A 26304-nucleotide genomic window follows, 5' to 3' on the forward strand; every position below is an offset into this window, starting at 1 on the left:
TAATCCTACCAATTTTTAACTTGCTCAAAAATATCCTTGGCTGTTTCTTCACTTCTCAATACCATCAAGATGGAATCATCATCAGCAATACAGCTAAAAATTTGGTCAGAAAAAACAGTCATCAACTGACTCTTGACGAAAATAGTATTTCCTGGAATGACTTGCAAATTAATCATATATCCCATGCGTTCAGCATGAATAATATTATTTTCTGCCAACTGCAAGCTTCTAACGATTGATTTTGGTAATTCATAAATGTAAGTATTGTCTTTCAATGGAATTTTTACAATACCTAATTCTTTAATATCTCGGGAGACTGTTGCTTGAGTAGCAGAGATACCCGCTTCTCTCAAGTGTTCAACGATTTCTTCCTGTGTGCCGATTTGATAATCTGTAACAAATTTTCTAATCTTCTCAAGTCTCTCTTTTTTATTCATCTTTAAATTCCCTATGTGCTTTCTCCACTATTTTTTCTATTTCAGAAGTAACCTGATTGATTGCGTGATTTTCTTTTCGCAAATAGGCTAAAAACTCGATATTCCCATGACCACCTTGAATAGGAGAATAATCCAATCCTAAGACTGAAAATCCTTCATCAACTGCCATTTTAGTAACTGATTCTAAAACATTTTGGTGAACTTTGGCATCTCTGATAATTCCATTTTTACCAATCTGTTCTCGACCAGCCTCAAATTGAGGCTTAACTAGAGCAACAACCTGACCTTGATCAGCTAAAACACGGTGCAAAGCCGGCAAAATAAGGCCTAAGGAAATAAAACTGACATCGATACTTGCGAAACTTGGTTCCTGTTCAAAATCAGTTTTTTCCGCATAACGGAAATTAAACTGCTCCATACTGACAACACGAGGGTCTTGGCGTAATTTCCATGCCAGTTGGTTAGTACCAACATCAACTGCAAAAACTTGTTTAGCACCATTTTGCAACATGACGTCAGTAAAACCACCTGTTGAAGCTCCGATATCAATGGTCGTTTGTCCCTCAACTGATAGACCAAAAATATCTAGCGCCTTCTCAAGTTTCAAGCCACCACGACTGACATACTTAAGTTTCTCACCCTTGAGTTTCAACTCTGTATCATCAGGAATTTTTTCTCCTGGTTTATCAAATCGTTCGCCATTTAAAACAGCGACTACCAAACCTGCCATAACACCTCGTTTGGCTTGTTCTCTCGTTTCAAATAAACCTTGTTTGTAAGCTAGTACATCTACTCTTTCCTTAGCCATTGATTCTCAAACTTTCTACTATTTTCACAATTGGCTCCTTATCAAAACTCACAACTTGACTAATCTCTTCTAGTTTCGCAGTAGCTTGATCCAAAGTTTGATTGCAAAACGCTATCGCCTGATCTAATCCTAACAAGGCAGGATAGGTTGACTTTTCGGCCTGCAAGTCTTTCTGGGGTGTTTTTCCAATTTCCTCAAAGCTAGCGGTAACATCAAGCACATCATCTCTCACTTGGAAAGCAAGCCCAATCAACTCGCCAACTGTTTTAAGCTGTTTCTGAAGATTTTCATCCAATCCAGCAATGATTCCAGCCGCTTGGAAAGGAAAGGCTAAAAGTTTACCTGTCTTATTAGCATGGATAGTCTGAAGTTCCTCTAAATTCAAGTGTTTTCCTTCGCCTTCCATATCTAACACTTGACCAGCTACCATTCCCATACTTCCAGAAGCAAGGGATAAATTAGCTATTAAATCAACCTTGGTTTGACTAGGCAAATCAGTTTGAGCAATTAAAGCATAGGGATCCAAAAAAAGCGCATCCCCTGCTAAAATGGCTAGAGCTTCACCATACACCTTATGGTTGGTCAAACGCCCCCGACGAAAATCATCATTATCCATAGCAGGAAGATCATCATGGATCAAACTTCCTGTATGAATCATTTCTAGTGCCGCTGCAACTTGAGCATGTTCCTGAGTGATAGGCACTTGCAAGGAGTCCAAAACTTCTAAAAGCAAATAAGGACGAATCCTTTTACCACCAGCATGGACGGAATAGAGAACCGCTTCTCTTAAACTGGACGCAAATTGTTGGTTGCCATAAAAGTCTTCAAGAGCTGACTCGACCAAAGCTAGTTTTTCCTGCTTGTTCATACCAGTTCACTTTCTGTTCCATCTTCTTGCATCACCTTGACCAAGGTCTTTTCAGCCTTATCAAGTGTTGCCTGCAATTCTTTTGACAAGAGCATTCCCTTTTGAAAAGCCGAAATAGCATCTTCTAGAGCAATTTCCCCATTTTCCAAACTTTGAACAATCGTTTCAAGTTCTGCTAGATTTTCCTCAAATTTCTTTTGTTTTGACATCTCTTACCTCTAATTCTACTTGACCGTCCCGCATCAACAGTGATACTTGGTCATTTTCTTTCAAAACTTTCGCAGAAGCGACTACGACTTCTCCTTTTTTGACAATTGCATAACCTCTGGCTACAATTCGACTAGTATCTAGCATAAGGAGAGCTTCTGATAGGCGTTTTACTTCTGCTACTTTTGCATCATAGGTCACAGCCATCTGGCTACGCAGAAGTTTCTTTAATTGCTGGATATGATCCTGATAACGCTGGATTTTAATAATTGGTGATAATTGTTCCAAACGGTGGACTTGTTCTTGCACCTTTTGTTGATTACGAACCAATTCAGCATTCAATCCTTGCTTCAGTCGCAGCTGTAACTGATCCAAGCGTTGTAGATAACCGTCATATAAACGCTCTGGTTGTCTGAAGATGACCGATTGACTGAGGATTCTCAATGCTTCTTGTTTCTTTGACAAACTATGCTTAACCGCTGTAGTCATGCGTTTTTCTTGATTCTGAAGATAGGTCAAAAGATCTAACTTAGTTACTGGTGTCGCAAGTTCAGCCGCTGCTGTCGGTGTTGCTGCTCTCTTGTCAGCAACAAAATCAGCCAAGGTGACATCTGTTTCATGACCTACACTCGAAATAATCGGTAAACGAGATTCAAAAATTGCTCGAACTACAATTTCTTCGTTAAAGGCCCAAAGATCTTCAATGGAACCTCCCCCACGACCAATAATCAGAACATCTAAATCCTCACGTTCATTGGCTCGAGTTATATTACGAGCAATCTCCTTTGCAGCACCCTCACCTTGAACTTTAGTAGGATATAAGACAATTTCCACACCAGGGAAGCGTCTGCTTACAGTTGTAATGATATCCTGGATAACAGCTCCACTACGGCTGGTCACCACACCTATTTTTTTTGAAAATTGTGGTAAAGATTGTTTAAATCGCTCTTGAAACAAACCTTCTTCTGCCAGTTTCTTCTTAAGTTGTTCAAATTGGATAGCTAAGGCACCGACACCATCTGGTTCAGCTTTTTCAATGATAATCGAATAACTTCCACTTGGCTCATAGACTTGGACACGACCAACCACATTGATCTTCATCCCTTCTTCCAAGTCAAATCCCAAACGTTGGTAGACCCCCGACCAAATTGTCGCCTGAATAACCGCTCGGTCATCTTTAAGAGAAAAATACTGATGGGTTGGACGCTTACGGAAGTTAGAGACTTGACCAGTTAAATATACCCGTTCCAAGTAGGGGTCTTTATCGAATTTCATTTTTAAATACTTGGTCAAAGTTGTAACCGATAAATACTTTTCCATCTCTACCTCCTTCTTTTCTCTAGTTTTTCCTAGGTATTATTATACCAAAAATATGCTTAAAAATCTTTAATTTCCACCTAGAATAGTGAAAATACAGGGAATTTATGTGCGAAATTATTTCTTAATATTTTTGCCCCTCGAACAGAAAAAAAACCCTTCGGATAAAATCCGAGGGGCTTAAAACGTTGTTAAATCAACGACCGAACTTTTGAGTTTCAAGGTTCGGGATAAAATAGTTCACTGAACTATTTTATTTCTTAAGGTTGTAGAATGATTTCAATCCACGGTATTCAGCTACTTCACCAAGTTGATCTTCGATACGAAGCAATTGGTTGTATTTAGCGATACGGTCTGTACGTGAAAGTGAACCAGTCTTGATTTGTCCTGCGTTAGTTGCAACTGCGATATCAGCGATTGTTGAATCTTCAGTTTCACCTGAACGGTGTGATACAACGGCAGTGTAACCAGCTTCTTTAGCCATTTCGATAGCGTCGAATGTTTCAGTAAGAGTACCGATTTGGTTAACTTTGATAAGGATTGAGTTAGCAGCGCCTTCAGCGATACCTCTTTCAAGGTAAGCAGTGTTTGTTACGAAGAAGTCGTCACCAACCAATTGAACTTTACCACCAAGACGTTCAGTAAGAGCTTTCCATCCATCCCAGTCGTTTTCGTCCATACCATCTTCGATAGTGATGATTGGGTATTTGTTTACCAATTCTTCAAGGTAGTCGATTTGTTCTGCAGAAGTACGAACAGCAGCTCCTTCACCTTCGAATTTAGTGTAGTCGTAAACTTTACGTTCTTTATCGTAGAATTCTGATGATGCACAGTCAAATCCGATAAATACGTCTTTACCTGGAACATAACCAGCAGCTTCGATAGCAGCAAGGATAGTTTCAACACCGTCTTCAGTTCCTTCGAAACGAGGAGCGAATCCACCTTCGTCACCTACGGCTGTTTCAAGACCACGAGATTTAAGGATTTTCTTAAGAGCGTGGAAGATTTCAGCACCCCAACGAAGAGCTTCTTTGAATGTTGGTGCACCAGCAGGTACGATCATGAATTCTTGGAAAGCGATTGGAGCATCTGAGTGAGAACCACCGTTGATGATGTTCATCATTGGAGTTGGAAGAACTTTAGTGTTAAATCCACCAAGGTAGCTGTAAAGTGGGATTTCAAGGTAGTCAGCAGCAGCACGAGCTACAGCGATAGACACACCAAGGATTGCGTTAGCACCCAATTTACCTTTGTTAGGAGTTCCGTCAAGTGCGATCATAGCACGGTCGATAGCTTGTTGGTCACGTACATCGTAGCCGATGATTGCTTCAGCGATGATGTTGTTTACGTTGTCAACAGCTTTTTGTGTACCAAGACCACCGTAACGAGATTTGTCACCATCACGAAGTTCAACTGCTTCGTGTTCACCAGTAGAAGCTCCTGATGGAACCATACCACGTCCGAAAGCACCTGATTCAGTGTAAACTTCTACTTCAAGTGTTGGGTTACCGCGTGAGTCTAGGACTTCGCGAGCGTAAACATCAGTAATAATTGACATTTTTTACTCTCCTTATTGAGTTAAATTTTTTACACCTCTATGATACCTTAAAAAGACTCCTTTTTCAAGGAAAAACGTTATCTTTGTGCAAATTTTCCTTAAGTTTATAAAGTAATCGCTTTCTTTCATCTGTTTTCTCCTTTATTTTATGATATACTATTTTTATGACTGATGTATCTAAACAAATCCTAGAAAAGGCCCATGGTGGTCTTAAACTAAATCCAGATGAACAGAGACGTTTCCTCGGTACCTTTGAAGAACGTGTCCTTGGCTATGCAGACCTTGAAACAGCTGATGATGATAAATTTAAAAATGGATTTTTAACAATTTTAGAAACCTTTAGAAAAGAGACTCAACCTCTATTTGTCAAAATTTCTCCTCAGGTAGAGTTTGATAAACAAGTTTTTTATCTAAAACAATCCAAAGATGCTGACTGCCAAGCGACCATCGTTTCTGAAGATCATAACTCTTCTCCTTTTGGCCTAGTTATCCATCGCGATGCCCCTGTTCAAACAAGTGAAAAAGACCTCAGAAAGGCCTTTTCAGACTTATGGCAGGAAAAAGAGATGAAAAAAGCTCCTACTTCTCTTTGGAAAAAGTGGTTTGGTTAATTTTTCTTCAAAGCTAAAATTTGACCAATGTTTGCAGCTGTATCTTCTAAATAGATAGCTGCATTTTTTAAACTATCTTCTAATGGTTCGCTTTTTTCTAATATTGAAAAAGCAGCTATGACATTCTCAAATGGTAAAGGAGGTAAATCCTCAGCTAAACTACCACAAATAGCAATAACTGGAACACCATCTGGTGTTCTTTTTGCTACTCCAATTGGCGCCTTACCAGATAAACTTTGAGAATCTAACCTACCTTCACCAACAATAACTAGATCTGCATCTGCAACATTTTTATCAAAATTGATTATATCTAGACAGGTTTGAATACCAGATACAATCTCTGCTCCAGCAAAGGCACACAAGCCAGCTGCAATACCGCCACCTGCTCCAGCACCATCCAATTTTAACATTTCAGGTGCAACTTTGTGGTAAAAGTTTTCAATAGCATCATCAACTTTTTGAAATTGAGCTGGATTTAATCCTTTTTGCTTTCCAAATGTATAGGTAGCACCGTGAGTTCCACAGAGTGGATTGGTCACATCTGCTAAGATTTTGATACGCACATCAGCAGGGATGGTAACGACATTTTTGTCCAAAGTCTTACTAATTTCAAATAAGGACTGGCCACAAGCCTCAAGTTCCATCCCGTTTTCATCATAAAACTGATATCCGAGTCCTGAGGCAATTCCAATACCACCATCGTTACTGGATGTCCCACCAACTCCTATATAGATTTCTTTCATTCCTTGTTCGATTAAATATAGGATCAGTTGACCAATCCCCTTTGTTTGAATCTTCAGTGGATTTCGTTTTTCAATAGGAATTTTAGCAAGACCTACTAAATCAGCTACCTCGAACAGAGCAAGTTCTCCTTTTTGAACATATGTCATTTGAACCTCATCTCCAAAGGGACCTGTCACTAAAGCAGTTTTTTCTACAAGACCAAGTGAATTTTTAATGGCATCCACTGTTCCTTCCCCTCCATCGCCAACAGGTAAGAGCAAACATTTCGATTCAGGTAGAGCCTTTTTAAGGCCTCGTTTAATAGCTTTAGCTACTTCACTTGCAGGGAGACTCTCCTTAAAAGAGTCTGGTGCTATAACAATTTTCATACACTCATCTTTCTAATCAAAGGAAATCTATCAGCTTCAATACTTTTGTTAAATCTCTTTCTTCAATTTGAAGGGGAATTTCCTCTTTCACGATTTCTTTAGCACAGAAGCCAATTCCGATTCCAGCTCTCTTCAACATTGCTAAATCATTAGCTCCATCTCCAATAGCAATTGTTCTATCAATTGGTACCTCTAATTCATCAGCCCATCTTACTAGGGTTTCTTTTTTAACTTCTCTGCTGATAATAGGACTAACAAGATTTCCAGTTAAATAACCATCTCTGATTTCCAGTTGATTAGCAGCGAATAATGAAATCCCTAAATCTTTTGCTAATCTTTCAACAACAGGTGTAAATCCACCCGAAACTAAACCCACTTCTATCTGATTTTTTTGTAGAGTGTTAATAAATTGCGCAGCATTTTTACTAAGGTGTAGTTCATGATAAATCTTATCAAAAGTATCTACAGATAGTCCTTGTAATAAAGAAACACGTTTTCTCAGGCTTTCTTCAAAATCAAGTTCTCCTCTCATAGCTTGGGCAGTCAGTAGAGCTACTTCTTCTTCACATTCTGCTTCTTTCCCCAACAAATCAATAACTTCCTCTTCTATCAGTGTCCCATCAACATCCAGTACACAGAGTCCTTTAATTTTTTTCATATAATTGCCTTACTTTCAGAATCTCAAAAAATCGTATGAAGGTATCATACGATTTTAACTATTTAGTTTGCTAAGCTATGATACAAATCAAGATATGACTTGCAGGCTGTATCCCAAGAGAAATCACATTCCATAGCTTGAACTTGCATGTTCTTCCAAACATCAGGATGGTTATGATAAACATCCAGAGCTGTTTGCAAGGCCCAGTTGAGCCAGTATGGAGTTAGGTTATTAAAACTAAAGCCTGTACCTGTTCCATCAATTGGATTAAAGGCTTGAACAGTATCTCTAAGACCACCAACCTCATTTACCAAAGGAAGGGTTCCATATCTCATGGCCATCATTTGTGAAAGTCCACACGGTTCAAAGCGACTTGGCATGAGGAAAATATCACATGCTGCATAGATCTCTTGAGCTAATTTCACATCGAAAGTGATATTGGCAGAAAGTTTTTCTGGGAATACTTGACTAAACCAAGAGAAGGCTTGTTCAAATCCTGGATCTCCAGTTCCCAAAAGAACGATTTGAATATCCTCTTGAAGTATTCGATGCAAGCTCTCAACTACCACATCAAAACCTTTTTGACGAGTTAAGCGAGATACAATACCAATCATTGGTACATCAGAACGTACTGGAAGACCAACTTTTTCTTGAAGTTTTGCTTTATTTTGAGCCTTTCCTGACAGATCATTTTTATTAAAATGATAGTCAAGTAAAGCATCCGTCTCTGGGTTGTACAAATCTGTATCTATACCATTAACAATACCTGAAACCTTACCAGATTCCATACGAAGAATTTGATCAATACCGCAACCAAACTCTGTAGTCATGATCTCATAAGCATAACTCGGTGACACGGTTGATACACGATCTGCATAGAGAATACCTGCCTTCATCCAGTTAAGACAATCATTCCAACGAACTGTTCCATCAGCGTAGCGCTCAAATCCAACTCTAAACAAGTCCCAAAGCATACTTTCAGAGAATTGACCTTGAAATTCCAAGTTATGAATGGTCAAAACAGTCTTGATTCCTTGGTAGGCTTGAATCCATCTGTACTTTTCCTTCAACAAGAAAGGAATCATTGCTGTATGGTAGTCATGAGCGTGGAGGACATCAGGGATAAATCCAATACGCTCCATAGCTTCAAGGGCAGCAAGTTGGAAGAAGGCAAAACGTTCACCATCATCGAAATCTCCATAAACATGCCCACGGAAGAAATAATATTGATTGTCGATAAAGTAGAAGGTAACACCGTTTAAAACAGTTTTCTTAATTCCACAAAATTGTCTGCGCCAACCAACATAGACTTCGAATTGAAGGACATCTTCAATCTGATTACCAAACTTAGCTTCTACCATGTCATAGTAGGGTAAGATAACAGCAACCTCATGCCCAGCTTTTACTAATGATTTTGGAAGTGCTCCGATAACGTCTCCCAATCCACCTGTTTTTGAAAAGGGAGCGCCCTCTGCTGCTACAAATAAAATTTTCATGAAAGGACATCCTCTGTTACTTTTTCGCCTTTTTTGATGACAACAGGGTTTTCTGCTGTACCTCGAATAACAACTCCCTCAGCTATTTCAGCACCCTTATCAACAATTGCATACTCAACTTGTGCACCTTTTCCAACGACAACACGAGGGAAGATAAGAGATTCTTTAACCAAGCTGTCTTTATTGATACGAACATTACGCGAAATAACAGATTTAATCACTTCGCCTTCAACGATACTACCAGAAGCAAATTGAGAAGTGTTTACTTTTGAACCCGGTGCATAGTAAGTAGGCTCTTCGTTTTTAACTTTAGTGTGAATCTTTTGATTTGGCGAGAACAAAGAGTAGAATTTATGCTGATCAAGCATATCTAAATTAGCTTGGTAGTATGTTTCTACTGAATGAATATTTGCTAGGTATCCTGTGTATTCATATGCAAAAGCACCTTCTTTAGCTGCTAAATCACGAAGAACATAACGTAATTTTTCTGGATATTCTTTTTGAGCTTCTTCTTCTAAACGTTTAATCAACCATTGAGTATCTACAACAAAGATATCTGTTGACATGTTGTAGTAATCTTGATTTGATTTTTTATCAAAGAGTTTGTGTGAAAGTACGTGGTCAGTTTCATCAATATCAAGGATTGCATTTACTTCTGAAATGACCTTCTTAGGCAATTTCTTATAAACAACTGTAATTGGTGATTTTGTTGTATTATGCAAATGGAAAACTTGATTGAGATCGATATTCACTAAAACATCACAGTTCAAGGAAACGGTTTGGTCTGAACCTGAACGTTTTAGGTAAGTTAAAAGTTGTTGATAGTACTCTTTACCGACTGTGCTACTTTCTACACGTGTATTGTAAATACCTAAATAGTAGTGACTAAGTAGTGTATTCAAGCCCCACTCACGACCTGAACGAATGTGGTCGAAAACTGAGCTGATATTATCTTGTTGGAAGATTCCAAAGACACTACGAACACCAGCATTTGCTAAACTTGAGAGTGGGAAGTCAATCAAACGATACTTTCCTCCAAATGGTAAAGTTGCCACTGGACGGTTACTTGTCAAGGTTGACATATCATGGAAACCAACGGTATTTCCTAAAATCGCTGAATATTTATCAATCTTCATCTGTTGCTACCCCCACTACTTCATTATATCCGACTACTTGTACTTCTTCTGTACCATCAATTTCTACACCATCGGCAATGACTGCTCCTTCACCGATGATTGCACGTGTAATTTTAGCTCCTCTACCGATAACTGCTCCACTCATGATGACAGAATCAACAACTTCTGCTCCCTTACGAACTTGAGCAGCTGTAGAAAGGATAGAGTGTTTTACTGTACCATTTACGTAACAGCCATCCACTACAAGAGAGTCTTCTACATGAGCATGTTCTCCAATAAAGTTTGGTGGAGCGATAAGGTTACGAGAATAAATTTTCCATTGACGGTTACGACTATCTAGAGCATTCTCTGGAGAGATGTATTCCATATTTGCTTCCCAGAGTGATTCGATAGTACCAACGTCCTTCCAGTATCCATTGAATTCATAAGCATAGACACTTTCACCAGTTTCAAGATAGTTTGGAATAACATTTTTACCGAAGTCTGACATGTCTAGGTTGGCCTTCTCAGCAGCAACTAGCATGTTACGAAGACGTTTCCAGTCAAAGATATAAATCCCCATTGATGCCTTAGTTGATTTTGGTTGGGCAGGTTTTTCTTCGAATTCAACAATACGATTATTAGCATCTGTATTCATGATACCAAAACGGCTAGCTTCTTTAAGTGGAACATCCAAGACAGCTACTGTCAAACTGGCATTATTGTCCTTGTGTGATTGGAGCATATCATCATAGTCCATCTTGTAGATGTGGTCACCTGAAAGGATCAAAACATACTTAGGATTGATGCTGTCGATATAGTCGATATTTTGGTAAATGGCATGACTTGTACCTTCAAACCAACGGTTTCCTTCACTTGCAGAGTAGGGTTGAAGGATAGAAACACCTGTGTCAATACCGTCTAGACCCCAACTAGAACCATTACCAATGTGGCTGTTGAGAGCTAGTGGTTGATACTGTGTAATAACCCCAACATTATGGATACCAGAGTTGGCACAGTTTGAAAGAGCAAAGTCAATGATACGGTAGCGCCCACCAAATTGCACGGCAGGTTTAGCAATGCTTTGAGTGAGTTTACCGAGACGAGTTCCTTGCCCACCAGCAAGGATTAAAGCTAGCATTTCATTCTTCATTTTCTACTCCTTTTTGAGTTTTATTAGCGACTTTCTTAGTAGGTTTTATGCGACGTTTGATTTTCCAAATACTTGCTCCCATAGCTGGCAAGGTAAATGTCAAAGTCTGCTCATAATCCTTCCACAATCCTTTTTGAGTTTGAACAGTTTGGTTATGCTCTTTCCACACACCACCCCATTGTTCTAACTCTGTATTCCAAATTTCTTCATAAATACCTGCAACAGGAAGACCGATTGTGAAATCAGGTCGTTCAACCGGTGCCATATTGAAGACACAGACTAGCATCTCGCCTTTCTTGCCCTTACGGATAAAGGAAAGAACACTCTGATCTCTATTATCCGCATCAATGATTTCAATACCATCGTAACTTGTATCAATTTCCCAAAGACAACGGTGGTCTTTATAAAGTTGATTCAACTGTGATGTAAAGTATTTCATCTTGGCATTCATTGGATCTTCTAGGTTAGACCACTCTAATTGCTCTTCTGATTTCCACTCTAAGAATTGACCGAATTCGCTACCCATGAAGAGTAATTTCTTACCAGGGTGACAAATTTGATAAGTGTAGAGGTTTCTCAAACCAGCGAACTGATTGTAACGATCACCCCACATCTTATGCATCATACTCTTCTTACCGTGGACAACCTCATCATGTGAGAATGGTAGGAGATAATTTTCATTAAAGACATACATGAAGCTGAAGGTCACAAGATTAAAGTCATACTTGCGGTAAATTGGATCTTCTTCGTAGAAACGTAGGATATCATTCATCCAACCCATGTTCCACTTGTAGTCAAATCCAAGTCCACCCATTTCCTTCATACCAGTAATCTTGGTACCTGAAGAAGACTCCTCTGCAATCATCATAACATCCGGATGCGCTAGCTTAATAACATCATTCAAACGTTGTAGGAAATAATATCCTTCATAGTTGAGATTGCCACCGTCTTTATTTGGTGTCCATGGAGCATTGTCATAATCTAGATAGAGAATATTACTTACAGCATCTACACGAATACCATCTAGGTGATAGAAATCAATCCAGAACTTAATGCTAGATATCAAGAAAGATTGGACTTCATTTTTACCGAGGTCGAAGTTGAGTGCTCCCCAACCGTAGTTGTTAGCCTTATTATGATCTTGGTATTCAAAAGTTGGTGTACCGTCGTAGTATGCCAAAGCGTCGTCATTGATTGTAAAGTGTCCAGGTACCCAGTCCACAATTACTCCGATATTGTTGATATGACATTCCTCAACGAAGTCTTGAAACTCTTCTGGACGTCCATAAGCATGTTCTAAAGCAAAGTAACCCATGAGCTGATAGCCCCAACTCAATCCAAGAGGGTGAGCCATCAAAGGCATAAACTCGATGTGAGTATAGTTCATCTCAACGAGATAAGGAATAAGCTCTTCTTTGAGTTGAGCAAAGCTATAAGGTGTTCCATCAGGATTTCTCTTCCAAGATCCTGCATGTGCCTCATAGATATTGACCGGTCTCTCGAAAAAGCCCCAACGTTTTCTGCGAGCTAACCAGAGACCGTCCTTCCATTTTTTCTCAGAAATTTCTGTTAAAACTGCTCCTGTTCCAGGACGAGCCTCATAGCGTACTGCCAAGGGATCAATCTTCATGAGCTGATGACCATTAGCACGAGTAATATGATATTTATAAATATGTCCCTCTTGAGCTAAAGTTGTAAAAACTTCCCAAACTCCAGATTCATTACGAACCATGGGGATTTGATTTTCAACCCAGTTAGTAAAATCACCAACTAAATGGACAGCTTGCGCATTTGGCGCCCAGACACGGAAAGTATAGCCATACTCACCGTTTCTTTCTTCACGATGAGCTCCTAAATAGTGTTGAAGATGGAAATTTTCGCCACTAGTAAAAGTTCTTAAAGCCTCAAATTTATCCATTGAATCCCCCTTTTAATTGAAAGCGTTTTCTTTGTTTTATTATACTACCTTTTAAGAGAAGTTTCAAGTAAATTACTATATTTTTAAAAATTATTTTGAAAATCTGAAAATAATTCTCTGATGCGTCCTGGGAAAATCATTTTAATTTTCCAATTTATCTTCGCCTCTTTTCATTTTCTTACATTTTTATATAATAGTAACAAAATATTCGGATTTAAGCAATTTTTAGCCTTATATTTTTGAAAAATACATTGAAAATCCGTAAATATTGAGTTTATAACATTCAATTTAGATTGCAACTATTCAGAAACAAGGGATTTCTCCCAAAAAATAGAGCAGATCTTCCAATCTGCTCTTTCTTTATTTACTATTCTTTACAATTTATCTGCACTTCCATGAAAAATGAATTTCTCTGGATATTTTTTGATAAAACTTAGCTCATTCTCATTTCCATCATAATCATAGACAAAATTATCTGCTTCATCCAATTTCTCATAAAAATCATCGCCATACTCTTCTTCCATCTGTGCTAGCAGCTCCGATCTTTCTTCTCTAACAAAGGAGATAGTTCCACCAAAGTATGCAAGGAGATTTTTGAAATTAGCAGCATGCTCCTTCATTCCAAATAGTTCGAAGCCCTTTAAAGTATCTTTCCAGACAATCCCTGTCGAATTATCGAAAAATTGATAGTGACCTCCATTGTTTACTTCGATAAAATACCAGATAATTGCCAGAAGGTATCTTTGTTCTAAAGTAAAGATTTTTGCAGAATCGAGATAGTCTTTATAGGTGTTATAGATGTTAACAGTTTCGTATACTGGTTTAATAATATCCCAAGAGTCTTCTGCATTTTGAACATCTTCTATCTTAATATTCTTGTATAATTTCTTATTCTGTGCAGTTTTCATTTCTTGATTTGTTTCATTAACATCTTCAAAATAGTATTTCTGTAGCAGGGGATAGTCTGTTGGCTTGCCTTCAAAAACTTCCTTTAGAGAACCTACTTTAACCAACTCAATACACCATTCAATGACTGAACTTGTTGGGGAAGAAACATTTTTGATAGCATTTTCTAATAAATCTAGAGCCTGATTAGCTTCAGTTTCAAAGTCCTTGTTCGGATCACTAGATAAACGCCAATGGGTAAAACCATTTCGATAATACCAAATAGCATCCCTATCTTCTTCAGAAACCATCTCTAAAACTCTTTTGGCTTCTTCGAATTGACTCCAATTATTATAGACTTTGGCTAGTTCACTAAGGACTAGTCCACTTAAATTTTCTAAGCCAAGCTCTAAAAGAATTTCTATTACTTTCTCGAATTGGAAGTTATGCTTAATGTCTTTAAGACACTGAACTTTCTCCGATTCATTTAATGTGATAAATGTTTCCAGCGTAATTATATTGATATCCATAGGTATCTCCCACTAAAACTAATGAACTTTTATAATTTTAATTCAATTTGTAATGAAACTTCTGCTTTTTCTATCGTCTCCAAGATAAACTTTCTAGAAGTATAGGCCGAGATAAAAAATCCCGACCTCACATTTTAGTAGAAATGAGTCTTTGAAATACTTTTGTTCATTTATTGGACTCTGTAAAATAGTTTTGCCCTACACTTCATTGTGTCAATCTTCAATCTAAGACTTACGATAAAACATTCATAACTGCCACACTGACATCGTCAATGGCATTTTCTTGGTTAGAACGGCTATTGGTTACTAACATTTCTAGGTTTCCTGCATTTTCATAGTAATAGGAAGCCCCTTTAGCATTGAATACAACCAAGAAGTGCTCTTCGCCACCATGAATCTCATAGACAATCCAACCACTATTTTCAATGGCTGTGTGAACAAAGACATGACGGTAGACTTCTTCATAGGTAGGGTATGAAAAGGCACTAGTTTGTGTTTTAAGACTGATAATCTGACGTACAAACTCGATGCTATCTTGACGCTCATTGATCAAATCCCAGTTGACTTGGTTGACGCTATCAGGCGCATTGTAACTATTCATTGCTCGCTCACGATCTGCATGAGTTAACTCACCATTTTCTCCTGTAGCTACAAGCTTGGTACGACCAAACTCTTGCCCCAGCTCCATGAAGGCCATCCCTTGCATGAGAAAGTTCATGGCTGTCGCTGTTTCTACTTTCTTCATGATACGTTTTTCGCTCTCCGATGGATGAAGGGTTCTAAGTAAATCATGCAAATTGTAGTTATCGTGGGCTTCTACATAGTTAAGAACCTGGTTTGGACTGAGATAAGAACCGAGCTCTCGACTTCCAAGAATAGCCTTTGCGAGGATCGGCTCAGTACCTGCTCCACTGACGAAGCCAGATTTGATAGAGCCATAGACTTCACAACCTTTGACCGCATCACGTTGATTATCATTAAAGAATCCAATGTTTGGTAACTGGTAGGCATTGTCTTTCTTAGCCTTATCATAAGGAGCAAGACCAGTTCCCATATCCCATCCTTCTCCATAAAGGATGATTTTAGGATCGACTTCGTCCATAGCCCAACGAATCATCTGCATAGTTTTGACATCATGGATTCCCATCAAATCAAACCGGAAACCGTCAATATTGAATTCTTTTACCCAGTAGAGAAGAGAATCAATCATATATTTACGGAACATTTCATGCTCACTGGCAGTTTCGTTACCGACTCCTGTTCCATTTTGGTAGGTTCCGTCATGGTTCATTCGATAATAATAATCGGGAACCGTTGTTTGGAATGGTGCATCCACCGTTGAGAAGGTATGATTGTAAACAACATCCATAATAACACCGATACCAGCATCGTGATAAGCTTGGACCATGGCTTTCAAATCACGGATAGCTTGACCTGGATCATTTGGATTTGTAGACATACTAGTTTCTGGAGCATTATAGTTTTGTGGATCATATCCCCAGTTATAAGTTACATTTCCATCTGCGTCGTATTCTTTATGACGGTCAGCAATTGGTTGCAGCTGAACATAATTGACACCAAGTTCTTTGATGTAATCAAACGCAGTGGATTGACCATATTGGTTAACTGTTCCAGTTTGCGCTGCACCTAAGAAGGTTCCTCTTAATTCTGGCGCAACACCAGATGTTTCAGACTTAGTCAAATCACGGATGTGCATTTCATAAATGACTGCTTGGCAAGGATTTTCCAAACGCCAAGTTGCTTCTGTACCATGCTTAACCTCAAAACCTTCGACCTGACGATCTTGGTTTGAGACAATGGCTGAACGTTTTCCATCAGGACTTGTCGCTATTGTATATGGATCACGAGTTAATGACTGGTGATGAGGAAAGTCAATTTGGTAGTGGTAAGCACGACCTGCTAAGCTTTCTGGAACTGATAAACTCCAAACACCAATGGTATTATACTTGTGACTATAAGAGTAACTATTTCCTCGCTCCATTTCAAAGGTTTTAAGGATAGGTGCGTCGTTACTTGCAGATTCATAGACTACTACTTGGACAGATGTAGCGGTTGGTGCCCATAGGCTAAATCTTGTTTCAGTTTCAGAAACTTGACATCCCAACTCTCCTTGATAACCCCAGTGGTGGTCAAAACTAGCACTATTGATTGCCTTGTCAAAGGCAAAAGGATTTTGGTCCTTATAGTGTGGACTGGCAATGGCTGGATTTTCAGAATAATAAACGGTATCGTCTCCATCCAAAATCCAAACCTCTGTCAAAAGTGGATAGTAATTGAAGCGAATAGGATACTCTTTGCTGACACCGTCTTTTTCAACGCTAAAAGTCATGGTTTCAAGTGCTACTTCACTCGATTGAGTCAGTGAAAATTTAGCTCCAAAATATTCTTCTTCTTTGATAAGCTCTACTGAATCTACTGTTTTTTTACTGAAACTGCAAACCTCGTAGGCTTCATCCTTACGATGATAATGAATAAGTACAGGATAATTGTACATAGTTCTCCCTAATTTCTAAATTAAATTTGATTTTATATGTTACTAATAATTTCTTGATCAATCGCCTCACAATTCACAAAAAACTCAATGTGATTATGGCACACTTCCAAATCTACTGGTGTGTCACCACCGTATTCTCCATCAAGATTAAGCATAAACGGCTCTTCCTGATCCAAAGTTTCAATTCGGAGTTTACTAGTTTTCAGATATTCAACATTGACATCTGATATGTGTTGGCCTCCGTTCATGGCTTGAACTAGCAGACTCAACATATCTAGTATTTTATCCGTCTTTACGAGAATAAGCGTGAAATTACCATCATCCAGTTTGGTATCAGGTGCAAATTGCTCAAATCCACCAATAGAATTGGTCAAGGCAACAAAGACAAGAGAAACTTCTCCTGTAAAAATGCCCCAATCATGGTAAATACGAACAGGACGGGCTTTGGATTTTGGGAACATCTCGATGCCTTTAGCAACATAGGCCAGATAACCCAGACGCGTCTTAAGTTCACTCGGAACACTAAAGGTTAACTCTGTAAGAGCTCCTGCCGCAGCAATATTGATGAAATACTTATCGCCAAAGGCACGACCAATATCAATTTGCTTGGTTTCATTTTTTGCAATGATCTTCGCTGCAGCAACTGGATCCCCCATAGGGATTTTCAATGCTCTTGCATAGTCATTGGTAGTTCCAGTAGGAATGATGGCTATCTTTGGACGATGTTCCAGCGGTGCAATTCCATTAACCACTTCATTGATAGTGCCATCACCACCCGCTACTAAAACCAAATCAAAGCCAGCTTTTGCAGCTCTTTCTGCTTCTTTCTGGGCTGACAGGTGTTCAGGTTTGGTCTGAAAAGCACTGGTTTCATAGCCTATGCTCTCTAATACTTCTAGAACTTCTGCGATATTTTGCTTGATTATTTCCTGGCCTGAGGTCGGATTATAAATGAGACGTGCGCGTTTTTTTTCTTCTTTCATAGCTTACAAACTCTCAATCCAAGCTTCATCACGAATCTCTATTCCCAGTTCTTGTGCTTTTTGGAGCTTGCTTCCTGCATCTGCTCCTGCTACAACAAGATCTGTTTTTTTCGACACACTACCAGTAACCTTGGCTCCTAGACTTTCTAATTTATTTTTAGCTTCTGAGCGATTAAGACGCTCTAGCTTTCCTGTCAATACGACAGTTAGACCAGACAAGGCTGCATTTGCTGCAACTGTCTGTCCTTTGTAGTCTAGATTAACACCTGATTCTTTCAATTCCCTTAAAAGGATTTCAGAACCCTCTGTAGCAAAATAGGTCTGTAGGCTTTGAGCAATGACACTTCCCAAACTTTCGATACTTGCAATTTCTTCAGGATTGGCTTGTGCTAGTGATTCGATTGAGTGGAAGTTTTGTAAAAGCAACTGACTTGCCTTACTTCCTACATGGCGAATCCCTAAACCAAACAAGAGTTTTTCAGCAGAATTTTCTTTGGATGCTTGAATAGCCTGGTAGAGCTTTTGAGCAGATTTTTCCTTGATACCATCTAGCAAAAGCAAATCTTCCACAGTCAAGCGATAAATATCTGCAACATCCTTAACCAAATTGACAGCAAATAGTTTCTCAACGATAGATGGACCAAGGCCAGAAATATTCATAGCATCACGCGATGCGAAGTGCGTCAAGCCTTCCTTGATCTGAGCTGGACAACGTGGATTAATACAACGAAGGGCAACCTCATCATCAAAATGCAAAAGCTTACTGTCACAACTTGGACAGTTTGTTGGAATATCTAGTCTTTCCTCTGACACTCGCTTGGATTCTACCACTCGTAGAACAGCTGGAATGATATCCCCTGCCTTATAGACAATGACTGTGTCATCCTTACGGATATCCTTTTCAGCGATATAGTCAACATTATGAAGGGTTGCACGACTTACAGTTGTACCTGCAAGTTGCACTGGAGTAAGATTAGCAGTCGGAGTCACAACTCCAGTACGGCCAACAGTCCAGTCAACAGAAAGAAGTTTCGCTTCTTTTTCTTCTGCTGGGAATTTATATGCTACTGCCCATTTGGGTGCTTTGACTGTAAATCCTAGTTGCTCCTGACCAGCTAGATCATTGACCTTAATCACAACTCCATCGATATCATAAGGCAACTGATCTCTTTCTTGACTAATTTCTTGAATAAACGCCCAAACCTCGTCCATACTATGAGCTAATAGACGTCTTTGATTAACAACAAAGCCTAATTGTTCTAAATGTTTCAAAACCTTCTCTTGACTATCCCGAGTTGAAGGACTAGCTTCCTGATAAAGGAAAGTTGCAAGATTACGTTTGGCTACTACTCCTGTATCTAACTGGCGAAGGGTTCCTGCAGCTGCATTTCGTGGATTAGCAAATTCGGGCTCCCCATTTTCTTGACGAGATTTATTGACCTGGTCAAAAGAAGCTCTCGGCATATAACATTCACCACGAACTGTTATATCTATTTTTTCAGATAATGATAAAGGAATGTCTTTCACCCGTTTAAGATTTTCAGTGATGTTTTCACCAATGGAGCCATCACCTCGAGTTGCTCCAGCAACAAAAATTCCCTGCTCATAAGTCAAGGAAATCGATAAACCATCAATCTTCAACTCACAAATATAAGTAACATCATCCAATTCTTTACGAACACGCGCATCAAAGGCGTCTAGTTCTTCACGTGAAAAAGCATCCTGCAAACTATAAAGAGGATACTGATGACTATATTTCTCAAATCCATCAAGAATCTTTCCACCAACACGATGTGTCGGACTTTCTGGTAAGACTTGGTCAGGATGAGCTTTTTCTAACTCTACCAGTTCACGATAAAGACGGTCATACTCACTATCAGATACAGATGGATTATCACTTGTATAATACTCTGTCGCATAGCGATTGAGCAGTTCAACGAGATCTTTCATTCTTTCATTCATAGAACCATTTTACCATAAAAAGGACTCTATAAACAATACTCAAGCTCTAAAAAAGAAAACGAGAAGGATATTTCTATCACTTCTCATTTATTTTTATTTTTTACGATTCAAAATAGCATTCAAGACGATGGCTACTGTACTTGCAATAACAATACCATTTGAAAAGAACATTTGTAATTCAGTCGGTAAAGTATTGAAGAGATTGCTTCCGTTCAACCCCACCCCAGCAGAGATAGAAACCGCTGCAATGAGGAAGTTGTGTTCATTGTGCTCAAAGTCTACACGCGCCAAGATTTGCATCCCTTGGAGAGATACAAAACCAAACATGACGAGCATAGCTCCACCAAGAACAGGGCTAGGAATAATCTGAGCCAAGGCACCAAACTTAGGCAAGAGACCAAGTAAGATAAGGAAACCAGCTGCGTAGTAGATTGGCAAACGAGTACGAATACCTGAAAGTTTCACCAAACCAACGTTTTGTGAAAATCCTGTATATGGGAAGGTGTTGAAAAGTCCACCAAGCAGAACAGCGAGACCTTCAGCGCGATAACCATTACGAAGACGAGTGCTATCGATTGGATCTTTAGTAATATCAGAAAGGGCAAGATACACACCAGTTGATTCTACCATAGATACAGTAGCGATGATACACATCATTACAATAGAAGAAATCTCAAATTGTGGAGCACCGAAGTAGAATGGAGTTGGGATATGAACGAGTGGAGCTTCTGCTACTGGAGAGAAGTCAACCAAGCCCATAGTTGCAGCAATAATGGTACCGGCAATCAAACCGATCAAAATGGAAATAGATTTGATAAATCCTTTGGTAAAGATATTAACCAAAAGAATAATGAGAACTGTAATCATTGCCAAAGCTAAACTTTGTCCAGTAGGTTTTTCAACGTTATTTCCCATATTTCCGATGGCAACTGGAATCAAGGTCAATCCGATAGTTGTGATAACAGAACCGGTTACGATAGCAGGGAAAAGATTGGCAACCTTAGAGAAGATACCAGAAATCAGGATAACATAAATCCCTGAAGCAATCAAAGCTCCAAACATAGCACCACTACCATGACTCTGACCGATCATGATAAGAGGAGCAACAGACTGGAAGGCTACCCCAAGAACAATAGGCAAACCAACACCAAAATGTTTATTGAGTTGCAATTGTAAGAGAGTTGCAACCCCACACATAAAGATATCTGTTGAGATAAGATAGGTCAACTGTTGAGCTGAATACCCTAAAGCACTTGCAATCATGATTGGTACCAGGATTGAACCTGAGTACATGGCTAGCAAGTGTTGCAAACCAAGAACGGCTGCCTGTGAGTGGTTTTCCTGTTGTTTCATTAGATATCTGCCTCCTTAAAGATAACTTTTCCATTTTCAAAACGCTCTAATCGCGCGAGTGATACTACTTGATGACCTGATTTTTCTAGCAGTTCACGACCATCTTGGAAGGATTTTTCAATCACAATTCCGATAGCTTCAACTGTAGCACCAGCCTGTTCAATGATCTGAATCAAACCTTTAGCTGCTTGACCATTAGCCAAAAAATCATCAATAATCAATACTTTATCTTGAGGAGATAAGAACTTACCTGCAATAGATACGGTACTAGTTACTTGTTTAGTGAAAGAATAAACCTCAGCAGTCAAAATTCCTTCATTCATCGTAATATTTTTTGCCTTCTTAGCAAAAATCATAGGTACATCTAACTGTTCAGCCACATAAAGGGCTGGGGCAATTCCTGACGCTTCAATGGTCACGACTTTGGTAATACCAGCATTTTTAAAATGCTCTGCAAAGGTACGACCAACCTCGCGCATCAAGGAATAATCAACTTGGTGGGTCAAGAAGGAATCCACCTTAAGAATATTCTCACCAAGGACGTTTCCGTCCTTTAAAATTCGTTCTTCTAATAATTTCACAATAACCTCCGAAATAAAAAGAGACTTACCAAGTAAGCCTCTAGGAAACAAAGAAATAGATTTAACACCTATCCTTTTATCTCTGCAGCTTACTCATTGTTAGGTATTTACGGTACCTTGTAGAAACGCCACGCCAATTCGTGGCATAAATAAGTAATAGTAATATTAGTGAGCGTCACCATTCCAGATAGAGTTTTTCACAATGACATAGTCAACGTGACGAAGATCAGCTACCTTTCGACCTCCAGCATAAGAAATCGAACTTTGCAAATCTTGTTCCATCTCTGTTAAGGTATCTTGCAAATGTCCTTTGGCAGGAAGAAGAATTTTCTTACCTTCGACATTCTTATAAGCACCTTTTTGGTATTCTGAGGCTGAACCATAGTATTCTTTAAATTGTTTACCATCAACTTCAACTGTTTTACCAGGACTTTCGATATGCCCTGCAAACAGTGAACCAATCATGACCATGCTCGCACCAAAGCGGATTGACTTGGCAATATCACCATGTGTACGGATACCACCATCGGCAATAATCGGTTTACGCGCAGCTTTAGCACACCAGCGAAGGGCTGCTAACTGCCAACCACCAGTACCAAAACCAGTTTTTACCTTAGTAATACATACCTTACCTGGACCGATTCCGACCTTAGTAGCATCTGCACCAGCATTTTCAAGTTCACGCACGGCTTCTGGAGTACCAACATTACCAGCGATGACAAAAGTATCAGGTAATTCTTTCTTGATGTGCTGAATCATTGAAATCACGCTGTCTGCATGACCATGAGCAATATCAATGGTGATGTACTCTGGTGCATCAGCCTTTAATTGACTCACAAAATCATACTCGTAGTCTTTAACACCTACCGAGATTGAAGCAATCAAGCCCTGATCGTGCATACGTTTGACAAAAGGAATGCGTCCTTCTTCATCAAAACGATGCATAATATAGAAATATCCACCCTTAGCAAGTTGTTCAGCAACATTTTCATCTAGGATTGTTTGCATATTGGAAGGAACAACTGGTAATTTAAAGGTATGCTTCCCTAAAGTTACCTGCGTGTCAGCCTCTGCACGACTTTTAAGAACACACTTGTTAGGGATTAGCTGAATATCTTCATAGTCAAAGATCGGAAATTCGTTTAACATATTTCTCTCATTTCTCTTGTTTAGACCTTCCTAAAGTTAGGAATAGCCTCGTCTTTTCCAGACAATTACTCTAACAAGTTTACAATAATGTCCGTGTTTTGTCAATTGTAATGACCGAAAACAAATAATGTTCGTGTTTATAATTCTTGATTTAGATAATAAGTAGACATTTAGATACCTTATGTCTGAAATTTCACTGCCTTAATGATACCTTCTATAAAATGTTTTTGAAGATTAAAAAAAGCCCAGCGTAGAGGCTTTCTCACCTCTTAACACTAGACTTATTTCTTATTTTAATAATACTCACCTTGACGATAATCCCATGAGTTAAAGGTATCTGACAGGTGCATCATGATTTTATCAATGTCAAGCCCTTTACGAATCACAACTGGTGCCGGAGAAGTTGAACGTGCTCCACCTTGTTCTGGAATGAGTTTGCCGTCTTTATCGACCATAGACACCATCACGCCCTGTTCATAGCGTGTTTCAACTGTTTTATCTGGCTGGATAGATGCAACATAGTCGTCTGCTTCAATAACAAGATCCACTGCTCCTTCGATACGTTCACCGATTCCTTCAATCTTACCTCGATTTCCTTTTCCTGAAGGGTTTGCAGATGAAGCATATACCATTTTGCCTTCTTCCCAAAGTTTGGCAGCTAATTGTTCACCAGCTTTCCCAAACTTGATAACAAAACAGCTAGTTCCACGCACATCGGTCATGAGTTCTTCACGACCATCACCGTAAGCTTTCAATTTTTCAAAGGCTTCTGGTTTCCATGGAAGGATACAACCAAGAAGAATGTCTTCATCCCAATGTTTTTGATAGAAGGCTTCGATTTCAGGATTTAGCTGCGCTAAAGCGCGAAGCTCATCCATGCTACCACAGAGAACTACTCCTGGTTTATTACGATTACGTTCTTTGGCTTCAAACTTGCGCTCAAGTCCTGCCTTGTCGCTAGTCATGATGATGTAACCAACTTTTGTAGGGCAAACGATACATCCGCCCTCACCTTTTAAGATTTCATAGCCTTCTTGTGAAAGTGTTCCGTTCCATTGAATGTGTTTTGTCATAGTTCTATTTCCTTTTCTATATTTATTCTAATCCTGCCAATAGGCTGGGCGTTGTTTTTCATATGCAGCAATCAAGTCTTCATACTGCAAGGTAATACCGATATCATCCAAACCATTTAAGAGCTTGTGTTTCCATTCGCTATCGATTTCAAAGGAGAATTCTCCAATAGGTGAGATGATTTTTTGTTGTTCCAAGTCAACCGTCACTTGGTCAGTTGGTTGGAGCTGGGCGAGTTTTTCTCTAACTTCCCTAGGTTGAATAATAGGCAACATACCATTATTGAGTTCATTATTGTAATGAATATCTCCAAAAGATCCTGCAATCACGACCTTAAAACCGTAGTCTGCTAGTGCCCATGCTGCGTGCTCTCTAGAAGATCCAGCCCCAAAGTTATCCCCTGAGATGAGGATAGTCGCCTTGCGATATTCAGGTCGGTTAAAGACAAAGTCTGGGTCCTCAGTATACCGATCATCCAGATAACGCCAAGCATACATGAGGTACTTACCAAATCCTTTCTTATCAATTAACTTGAGAAACTGCTTGGGTAGGATTTGGTCGGTATCAATATTATCATTCATAAGAGGAACCGTTGTTCCTGTATAAACTGTAAATTTTTCCATATCCTCTCCTTACTGGGCTTCAGGCATTTTCCGAACATCTACGAAACGTCCCTCGATAGCTGCCGCAGCTGCCATTGCTGGACTACAAAGATGGGTCTTCGCTCCAAATCCCTGTCTATCTTCAAAGTTACGATTGCTAGTTGAGGCGCAGTGAACACCATCTGGTACCTTGTCAGGATTCATTCCTAGGCACATGGAGCAACCTGGGTCTCTCCACTCAAAGCCTGCATCTTGGAAAACCTTATCCAAGCCCAACTTTTCAGCAGCTCGCTTGACTGGTCGAGAACCAGGTACCACGATTGCTGTCAGGTTGGGAGCAATTTTCTTCCCTTCGACAAATCGCGCTGCCAGTTGCAAATCGCTAAGTCGAGCATTGGTACAAGAACCAATAAAGACATAGCCTAGTTGGATATCTGCTGGTTTCTGACCTGGTTGTAAATCCATGTAATGATAAGCACGTTCATCATTCATATCCTTTATTTCTGGGAAGCTACTATCAAAGTCAACACCCATAGCTGGATTGGTGCCCCAGGTCACCATAGGAGCCAATTCTGAAACATCCATACGGATAACCTTGTCATAGACGGCATCGTTATCACTAACCAGCCTTTTCCAGTCAGCAACTGCTGCGTCAAAATCCTTTGGAACACACTCGCGCCCCTTAAGATAGTCATAGGTGGTTTGGTCTGGATTCATAATTCCCATCTTGGATCCAAACTCGATAGACATATTGCAGATGGTCATTCGCTCTTCCATGCTCAAAGCATCAATAGCCTGACCTCGATACTCCACCACGTAGCCAACACCACAAGCAACACCGTACTTAGCAATCAAGGCTAAAATGAAATCCTTGGAATAGACTCCTTTTTGAGGAACTCCTGTGAATTCCACCAACATTTTCTTGGGTTTGACCTGCCAAATGGTTTGAGTTGCAAAGACATGTTCAACCTCACTAGTTCCAATTCCAAATGCAATCGCTCCAAAGGCTCCATGGGTTGCTGTATGGCTATCACCACAGACGATGAATTTTCCTGGTTGTGTTCGTCCTGTTTCTGGACCAACCATGTGAACGATGCCCTGTTTTTCAGAACCATGGGCCGCATGTTCAATCCCGAATTCCTCAACATTTTCTGCCAACTTATCAATTTGAGCCTTGGATATCACATCTCGAATATCGTAGATATTAACTGTCGGTACATTGTGGTCAAAGGTCCCAAATGTCAAGTCTGGTCGTCTCAATCTGCGTCCTGCGTCTCGCAATCCTTGAAAAGCCTGAGGACTGGTCACCTCGTGAATATAGTGTTGATCCACATACATAAGCTGAGGTTGTCCCTCTTCTCCTGTGATCACATGGAGGTCCCATAATTTATCAATAATTGATTTTCCTGCCATTC

23 protein-coding genes and 1 riboswitch are annotated in these 26304 nt (G+C 39.5%); of the genes, 1 reads left to right on the forward strand and 22 read right to left on the reverse strand.

Translation table 11 applies throughout. The annotated features are described in order from the left end of the window. Positions 1–5 precede the first annotated feature (5 nt). The 6 genes from HMPREF1116_RS10960 to eno all read right to left on the reverse strand — a co-directional run bounded on the left by HMPREF1116_RS10960 (position 6) and on the right by eno (position 5195). On the reverse strand, positions 6–437 hold the full coding sequence (locus tag HMPREF1116_RS10960; protein WP_001034387.1) for an arginine repressor: 432 nt from the start codon (positions 435–437) through the stop codon (positions 6–8). Continuing rightward, positions 430–1245, reverse strand: a complete 816-nt coding sequence (locus HMPREF1116_RS10965) for a TlyA family RNA methyltransferase (protein WP_001041049.1) — start codon at positions 1243–1245, stop codon at positions 430–432. The genes HMPREF1116_RS10960 and HMPREF1116_RS10965 overlap by 8 nt, the downstream gene beginning before the upstream one ends. Continuing rightward, positions 1238–2113: a polyprenyl synthetase family protein gene (locus HMPREF1116_RS10970; RefSeq protein WP_001041145.1), complete on the reverse strand. Its 876-nt coding sequence runs from the start codon at positions 2111–2113 to the stop codon at positions 1238–1240. Before HMPREF1116_RS10970 ends, HMPREF1116_RS10965 begins: the two co-directional genes overlap by 8 nt. Next, positions 2110–2322, reverse strand: a complete 213-nt coding sequence (locus HMPREF1116_RS10975) for an exodeoxyribonuclease VII small subunit (RefSeq protein WP_000043228.1) — start codon at positions 2320–2322, stop codon at positions 2110–2112. The genes HMPREF1116_RS10970 and HMPREF1116_RS10975 overlap by 4 nt, the downstream gene beginning before the upstream one ends. Further along, positions 2300–3640, reverse strand: a complete 1341-nt coding sequence (xseA, locus tag HMPREF1116_RS10980) for an exodeoxyribonuclease VII large subunit (protein ID WP_000417499.1) — start codon at positions 3638–3640, stop codon at positions 2300–2302. The genes HMPREF1116_RS10975 and xseA overlap by 23 nt, the downstream gene beginning before the upstream one ends. Positions 3641–3890: 250 nt before the next feature. Beyond that, positions 3891–5195 carry a surface-displayed alpha-enolase gene (eno, locus tag HMPREF1116_RS10985; protein WP_000022825.1) on the reverse strand — a complete coding sequence of 435 codons (1305 nt, stop codon included), beginning with the start codon at positions 5193–5195 and terminating at the stop codon, positions 3891–3893. Positions 5196–5359: 164 nt separating this feature from the next. Here eno and HMPREF1116_RS10990 point away from each other — a divergent pair, with 164 nt between their 5' ends. Next, positions 5360–5806 carry a DUF1694 domain-containing protein gene (locus tag HMPREF1116_RS10990; protein WP_000133025.1) on the forward strand — a complete coding sequence of 149 codons (447 nt, stop codon included), beginning with the start codon at positions 5360–5362 and terminating at the stop codon, positions 5804–5806. Here the strand turns inward: HMPREF1116_RS10990 and HMPREF1116_RS10995 are convergent. The 16 genes from HMPREF1116_RS10995 to leuC all read right to left on the reverse strand — a co-directional run bounded on the left by HMPREF1116_RS10995 (position 5803) and on the right by leuC (position 26302). Continuing rightward, positions 5803–6918, reverse strand: coding sequence for a glycerate kinase (locus HMPREF1116_RS10995; RefSeq protein WP_000706321.1), 1116 nt, complete (start codon positions 6916–6918; stop codon positions 5803–5805). The genes HMPREF1116_RS10990 and HMPREF1116_RS10995 overlap by 4 nt on opposite strands. A 16-nt stretch (positions 6919–6934) precedes the next feature. After that, positions 6935–7576 carry a phosphoserine phosphatase SerB gene (gene serB, locus HMPREF1116_RS11000; protein ID WP_000721284.1) on the reverse strand — a complete coding sequence of 214 codons (642 nt, stop codon included), beginning with the start codon at positions 7574–7576 and terminating at the stop codon, positions 6935–6937. Positions 7577–7638: 62 nt separating this feature from the next. Beyond that, on the reverse strand, positions 7639–9072 hold the full coding sequence (glgA, locus tag HMPREF1116_RS11005) for a glycogen synthase GlgA (protein WP_000697310.1): 1434 nt from the start codon (positions 9070–9072) through the stop codon (positions 7639–7641). Beyond that, positions 9069–10208 (reverse strand): glucose-1-phosphate adenylyltransferase subunit GlgD, encoded by a 1140-nt coding sequence (glgD, locus tag HMPREF1116_RS11010; RefSeq protein WP_000687058.1) that lies wholly within the window; start codon positions 10206–10208, stop codon positions 9069–9071. Before glgD ends, glgA begins: the two co-directional genes overlap by 4 nt. Continuing rightward, complete coding sequence (locus HMPREF1116_RS11015) at positions 10198–11340, reverse strand: glucose-1-phosphate adenylyltransferase (protein ID WP_000787265.1); 1143 nt, start codon at positions 11338–11340, stop codon at positions 10198–10200. Before HMPREF1116_RS11015 ends, glgD begins: the two co-directional genes overlap by 11 nt. Further along, a complete protein-coding gene (glgB, locus tag HMPREF1116_RS11020; RefSeq protein ID WP_000357093.1) occupies positions 11330–13258 on the reverse strand; it encodes a 1,4-alpha-glucan branching protein GlgB in 1929 nt (642 codons plus the stop codon). The genes HMPREF1116_RS11015 and glgB overlap by 11 nt, the downstream gene beginning before the upstream one ends. 374 nt (positions 13259–13632) lie before the next feature. Further along, positions 13633–14673 (reverse strand): DMP19 family protein, encoded by a 1041-nt coding sequence (locus HMPREF1116_RS11025; RefSeq protein ID WP_000353921.1) that lies wholly within the window; start codon positions 14671–14673, stop codon positions 13633–13635. 232 nt (positions 14674–14905) lie between these two features. Then, a complete protein-coding gene (pulA, locus tag HMPREF1116_RS11030) occupies positions 14906–17188 on the reverse strand; it encodes a type I pullulanase (RefSeq protein WP_000283094.1) in 2283 nt (760 codons plus the stop codon). A gap of 32 nt (positions 17189–17220) precedes the next feature. After that, positions 17221–18171 carry a diacylglycerol kinase family lipid kinase gene (locus HMPREF1116_RS11035; RefSeq protein WP_000656851.1) on the reverse strand — a complete coding sequence of 317 codons (951 nt, stop codon included), beginning with the start codon at positions 18169–18171 and terminating at the stop codon, positions 17221–17223. Positions 18172–18174: 3 nt separating this feature from the next. Next, positions 18175–20133 carry an NAD-dependent DNA ligase LigA gene (gene ligA, locus HMPREF1116_RS11040; RefSeq protein ID WP_007556036.1) on the reverse strand — a complete coding sequence of 653 codons (1959 nt, stop codon included), beginning with the start codon at positions 20131–20133 and terminating at the stop codon, positions 18175–18177. Positions 20134–20226: 93 nt separating this feature from the next. Then, entirely contained in the window at positions 20227–21486 is a 1260-nt protein-coding gene (locus tag HMPREF1116_RS11045) for a nucleobase:cation symporter-2 family protein (protein WP_000813114.1), read from the reverse strand. Next, positions 21486–22067 carry a xanthine phosphoribosyltransferase gene (locus tag HMPREF1116_RS11050; RefSeq protein WP_000770426.1) on the reverse strand — a complete coding sequence of 194 codons (582 nt, stop codon included), beginning with the start codon at positions 22065–22067 and terminating at the stop codon, positions 21486–21488. The genes HMPREF1116_RS11045 and HMPREF1116_RS11050 overlap by 1 nt, the downstream gene beginning before the upstream one ends. A gap of 76 nt (positions 22068–22143) precedes the next feature. Next, positions 22144–22240: riboswitch (purine riboswitch) on the reverse strand. Then, complete coding sequence (gene guaC, locus HMPREF1116_RS0102490; protein ID WP_000931194.1) at positions 22233–23216, reverse strand: GMP reductase; 984 nt, start codon at positions 23214–23216, stop codon at positions 22233–22235. It overlaps the preceding riboswitch by 8 nt. Before the next feature lie 293 nt (positions 23217–23509). Continuing rightward, a complete protein-coding gene (locus HMPREF1116_RS11055) occupies positions 23510–24289 on the reverse strand; it encodes an L-threonylcarbamoyladenylate synthase (RefSeq protein WP_000160518.1) in 780 nt (259 codons plus the stop codon). 27 nt (positions 24290–24316) lie between these two features. Beyond that, positions 24317–24910 (reverse strand): 3-isopropylmalate dehydratase small subunit, encoded by a 594-nt coding sequence (gene leuD, locus HMPREF1116_RS11060; RefSeq protein WP_000410647.1) that lies wholly within the window; start codon positions 24908–24910, stop codon positions 24317–24319. 9 nt (positions 24911–24919) lie between these two features. Further along, complete coding sequence (gene leuC, locus HMPREF1116_RS11065; protein ID WP_000907589.1) at positions 24920–26302, reverse strand: 3-isopropylmalate dehydratase large subunit; 1383 nt, start codon at positions 26300–26302, stop codon at positions 24920–24922. Between the last annotated feature and the right edge of the window lie 2 nt (positions 26303–26304).

Source organism: Streptococcus sp. SK140 (genome assembly GCF_000259525.1).
Classification (GTDB): Bacteria; Bacillota; Bacilli; order Lactobacillales; family Streptococcaceae; genus Streptococcus.

Bases quoted from the DNA above. Each gene is read 5' to 3' on its own strand.
- HMPREF1116_RS11035 (WP_000656851.1), bottom strand. From the start codon at position 18,171: ATGAAAGAAGAAAAAAAACGCGCACGTCTCATTTATAATCCGACCTCA.
- eno (WP_000022825.1), bottom strand. From the start codon at position 5,195: ATGTCAATTATTACTGATGTTTACGCTCGCGAAGTCCTAGACTCACGC.
- HMPREF1116_RS10965 (WP_001041049.1), bottom strand. From the start codon at position 1,245: ATGGCTAAGGAAAGAGTAGATGTACTAGCTTACAAACAAGGTTTATTT.
- xseA (WP_000417499.1), bottom strand. From the start codon at position 3,640: ATGGAAAAGTATTTATCGGTTACAACTTTGACCAAGTATTTAAAAATG.
- glgB (WP_000357093.1), bottom strand. From the start codon at position 13,258: ATGGATAAATTTGAGGCTTTAAGAACTTTTACTAGTGGCGAAAATTTC.
- leuD (WP_000410647.1), bottom strand. From the start codon at position 24,910: ATGGAAAAATTTACAGTTTATACAGGAACAACGGTTCCTCTTATGAAT.
- ligA (WP_007556036.1), bottom strand. From the start codon at position 20,133: ATGAATGAAAGAATGAAAGATCTCGTTGAACTGCTCAATCGCTATGCG.
- HMPREF1116_RS11055 (WP_000160518.1), bottom strand. From the start codon at position 24,289: ATGACAAAACACATTCAATGGAACGGAACACTTTCACAAGAAGGCTAT.
- HMPREF1116_RS11025 (WP_000353921.1), bottom strand. From the start codon at position 14,673: ATGGATATCAATATAATTACGCTGGAAACATTTATCACATTAAATGAA.
- pulA (WP_000283094.1), bottom strand. From the start codon at position 17,188: ATGTACAATTATCCTGTACTTATTCATTATCATCGTAAGGATGAAGCC.
- leuC (WP_000907589.1), bottom strand. From the start codon at position 26,302: ATGGCAGGAAAATCAATTATTGATAAATTATGGGACCTCCATGTGATC.
- HMPREF1116_RS10995 (WP_000706321.1), bottom strand. From the start codon at position 6,918: ATGAAAATTGTTATAGCACCAGACTCTTTTAAGGAGAGTCTCCCTGCA.
- HMPREF1116_RS10960 (WP_001034387.1), bottom strand. From the start codon at position 437: ATGAATAAAAAAGAGAGACTTGAGAAGATTAGAAAATTTGTTACAGAT.
- serB (WP_000721284.1), bottom strand. From the start codon at position 7,576: ATGAAAAAAATTAAAGGACTCTGTGTACTGGATGTTGATGGGACACTG.
- guaC (WP_000931194.1), bottom strand. From the start codon at position 23,216: ATGTTAAACGAATTTCCGATCTTTGACTATGAAGATATTCAGCTAATC.
- glgA (WP_000697310.1), bottom strand. From the start codon at position 9,072: ATGAAAATTTTATTTGTAGCAGCAGAGGGCGCTCCCTTTTCAAAAACA.
- HMPREF1116_RS11045 (WP_000813114.1), bottom strand. From the start codon at position 21,486: ATGAAACAACAGGAAAACCACTCACAGGCAGCCGTTCTTGGTTTGCAA.
- HMPREF1116_RS10970 (WP_001041145.1), bottom strand. From the start codon at position 2,113: ATGAACAAGCAGGAAAAACTAGCTTTGGTCGAGTCAGCTCTTGAAGAC.
- glgD (WP_000687058.1), bottom strand. From the start codon at position 10,208: ATGAAGATTGATAAATATTCAGCGATTTTAGGAAATACCGTTGGTTTC.
- HMPREF1116_RS11015 (WP_000787265.1), bottom strand. From the start codon at position 11,340: ATGAAGAATGAAATGCTAGCTTTAATCCTTGCTGGTGGGCAAGGAACT.
- HMPREF1116_RS10990 (WP_000133025.1), top strand. From the start codon at position 5,360: ATGACTGATGTATCTAAACAAATCCTAGAAAAGGCCCATGGTGGTCTT.
- HMPREF1116_RS10975 (WP_000043228.1), bottom strand. From the start codon at position 2,322: ATGTCAAAACAAAAGAAATTTGAGGAAAATCTAGCAGAACTTGAAACG.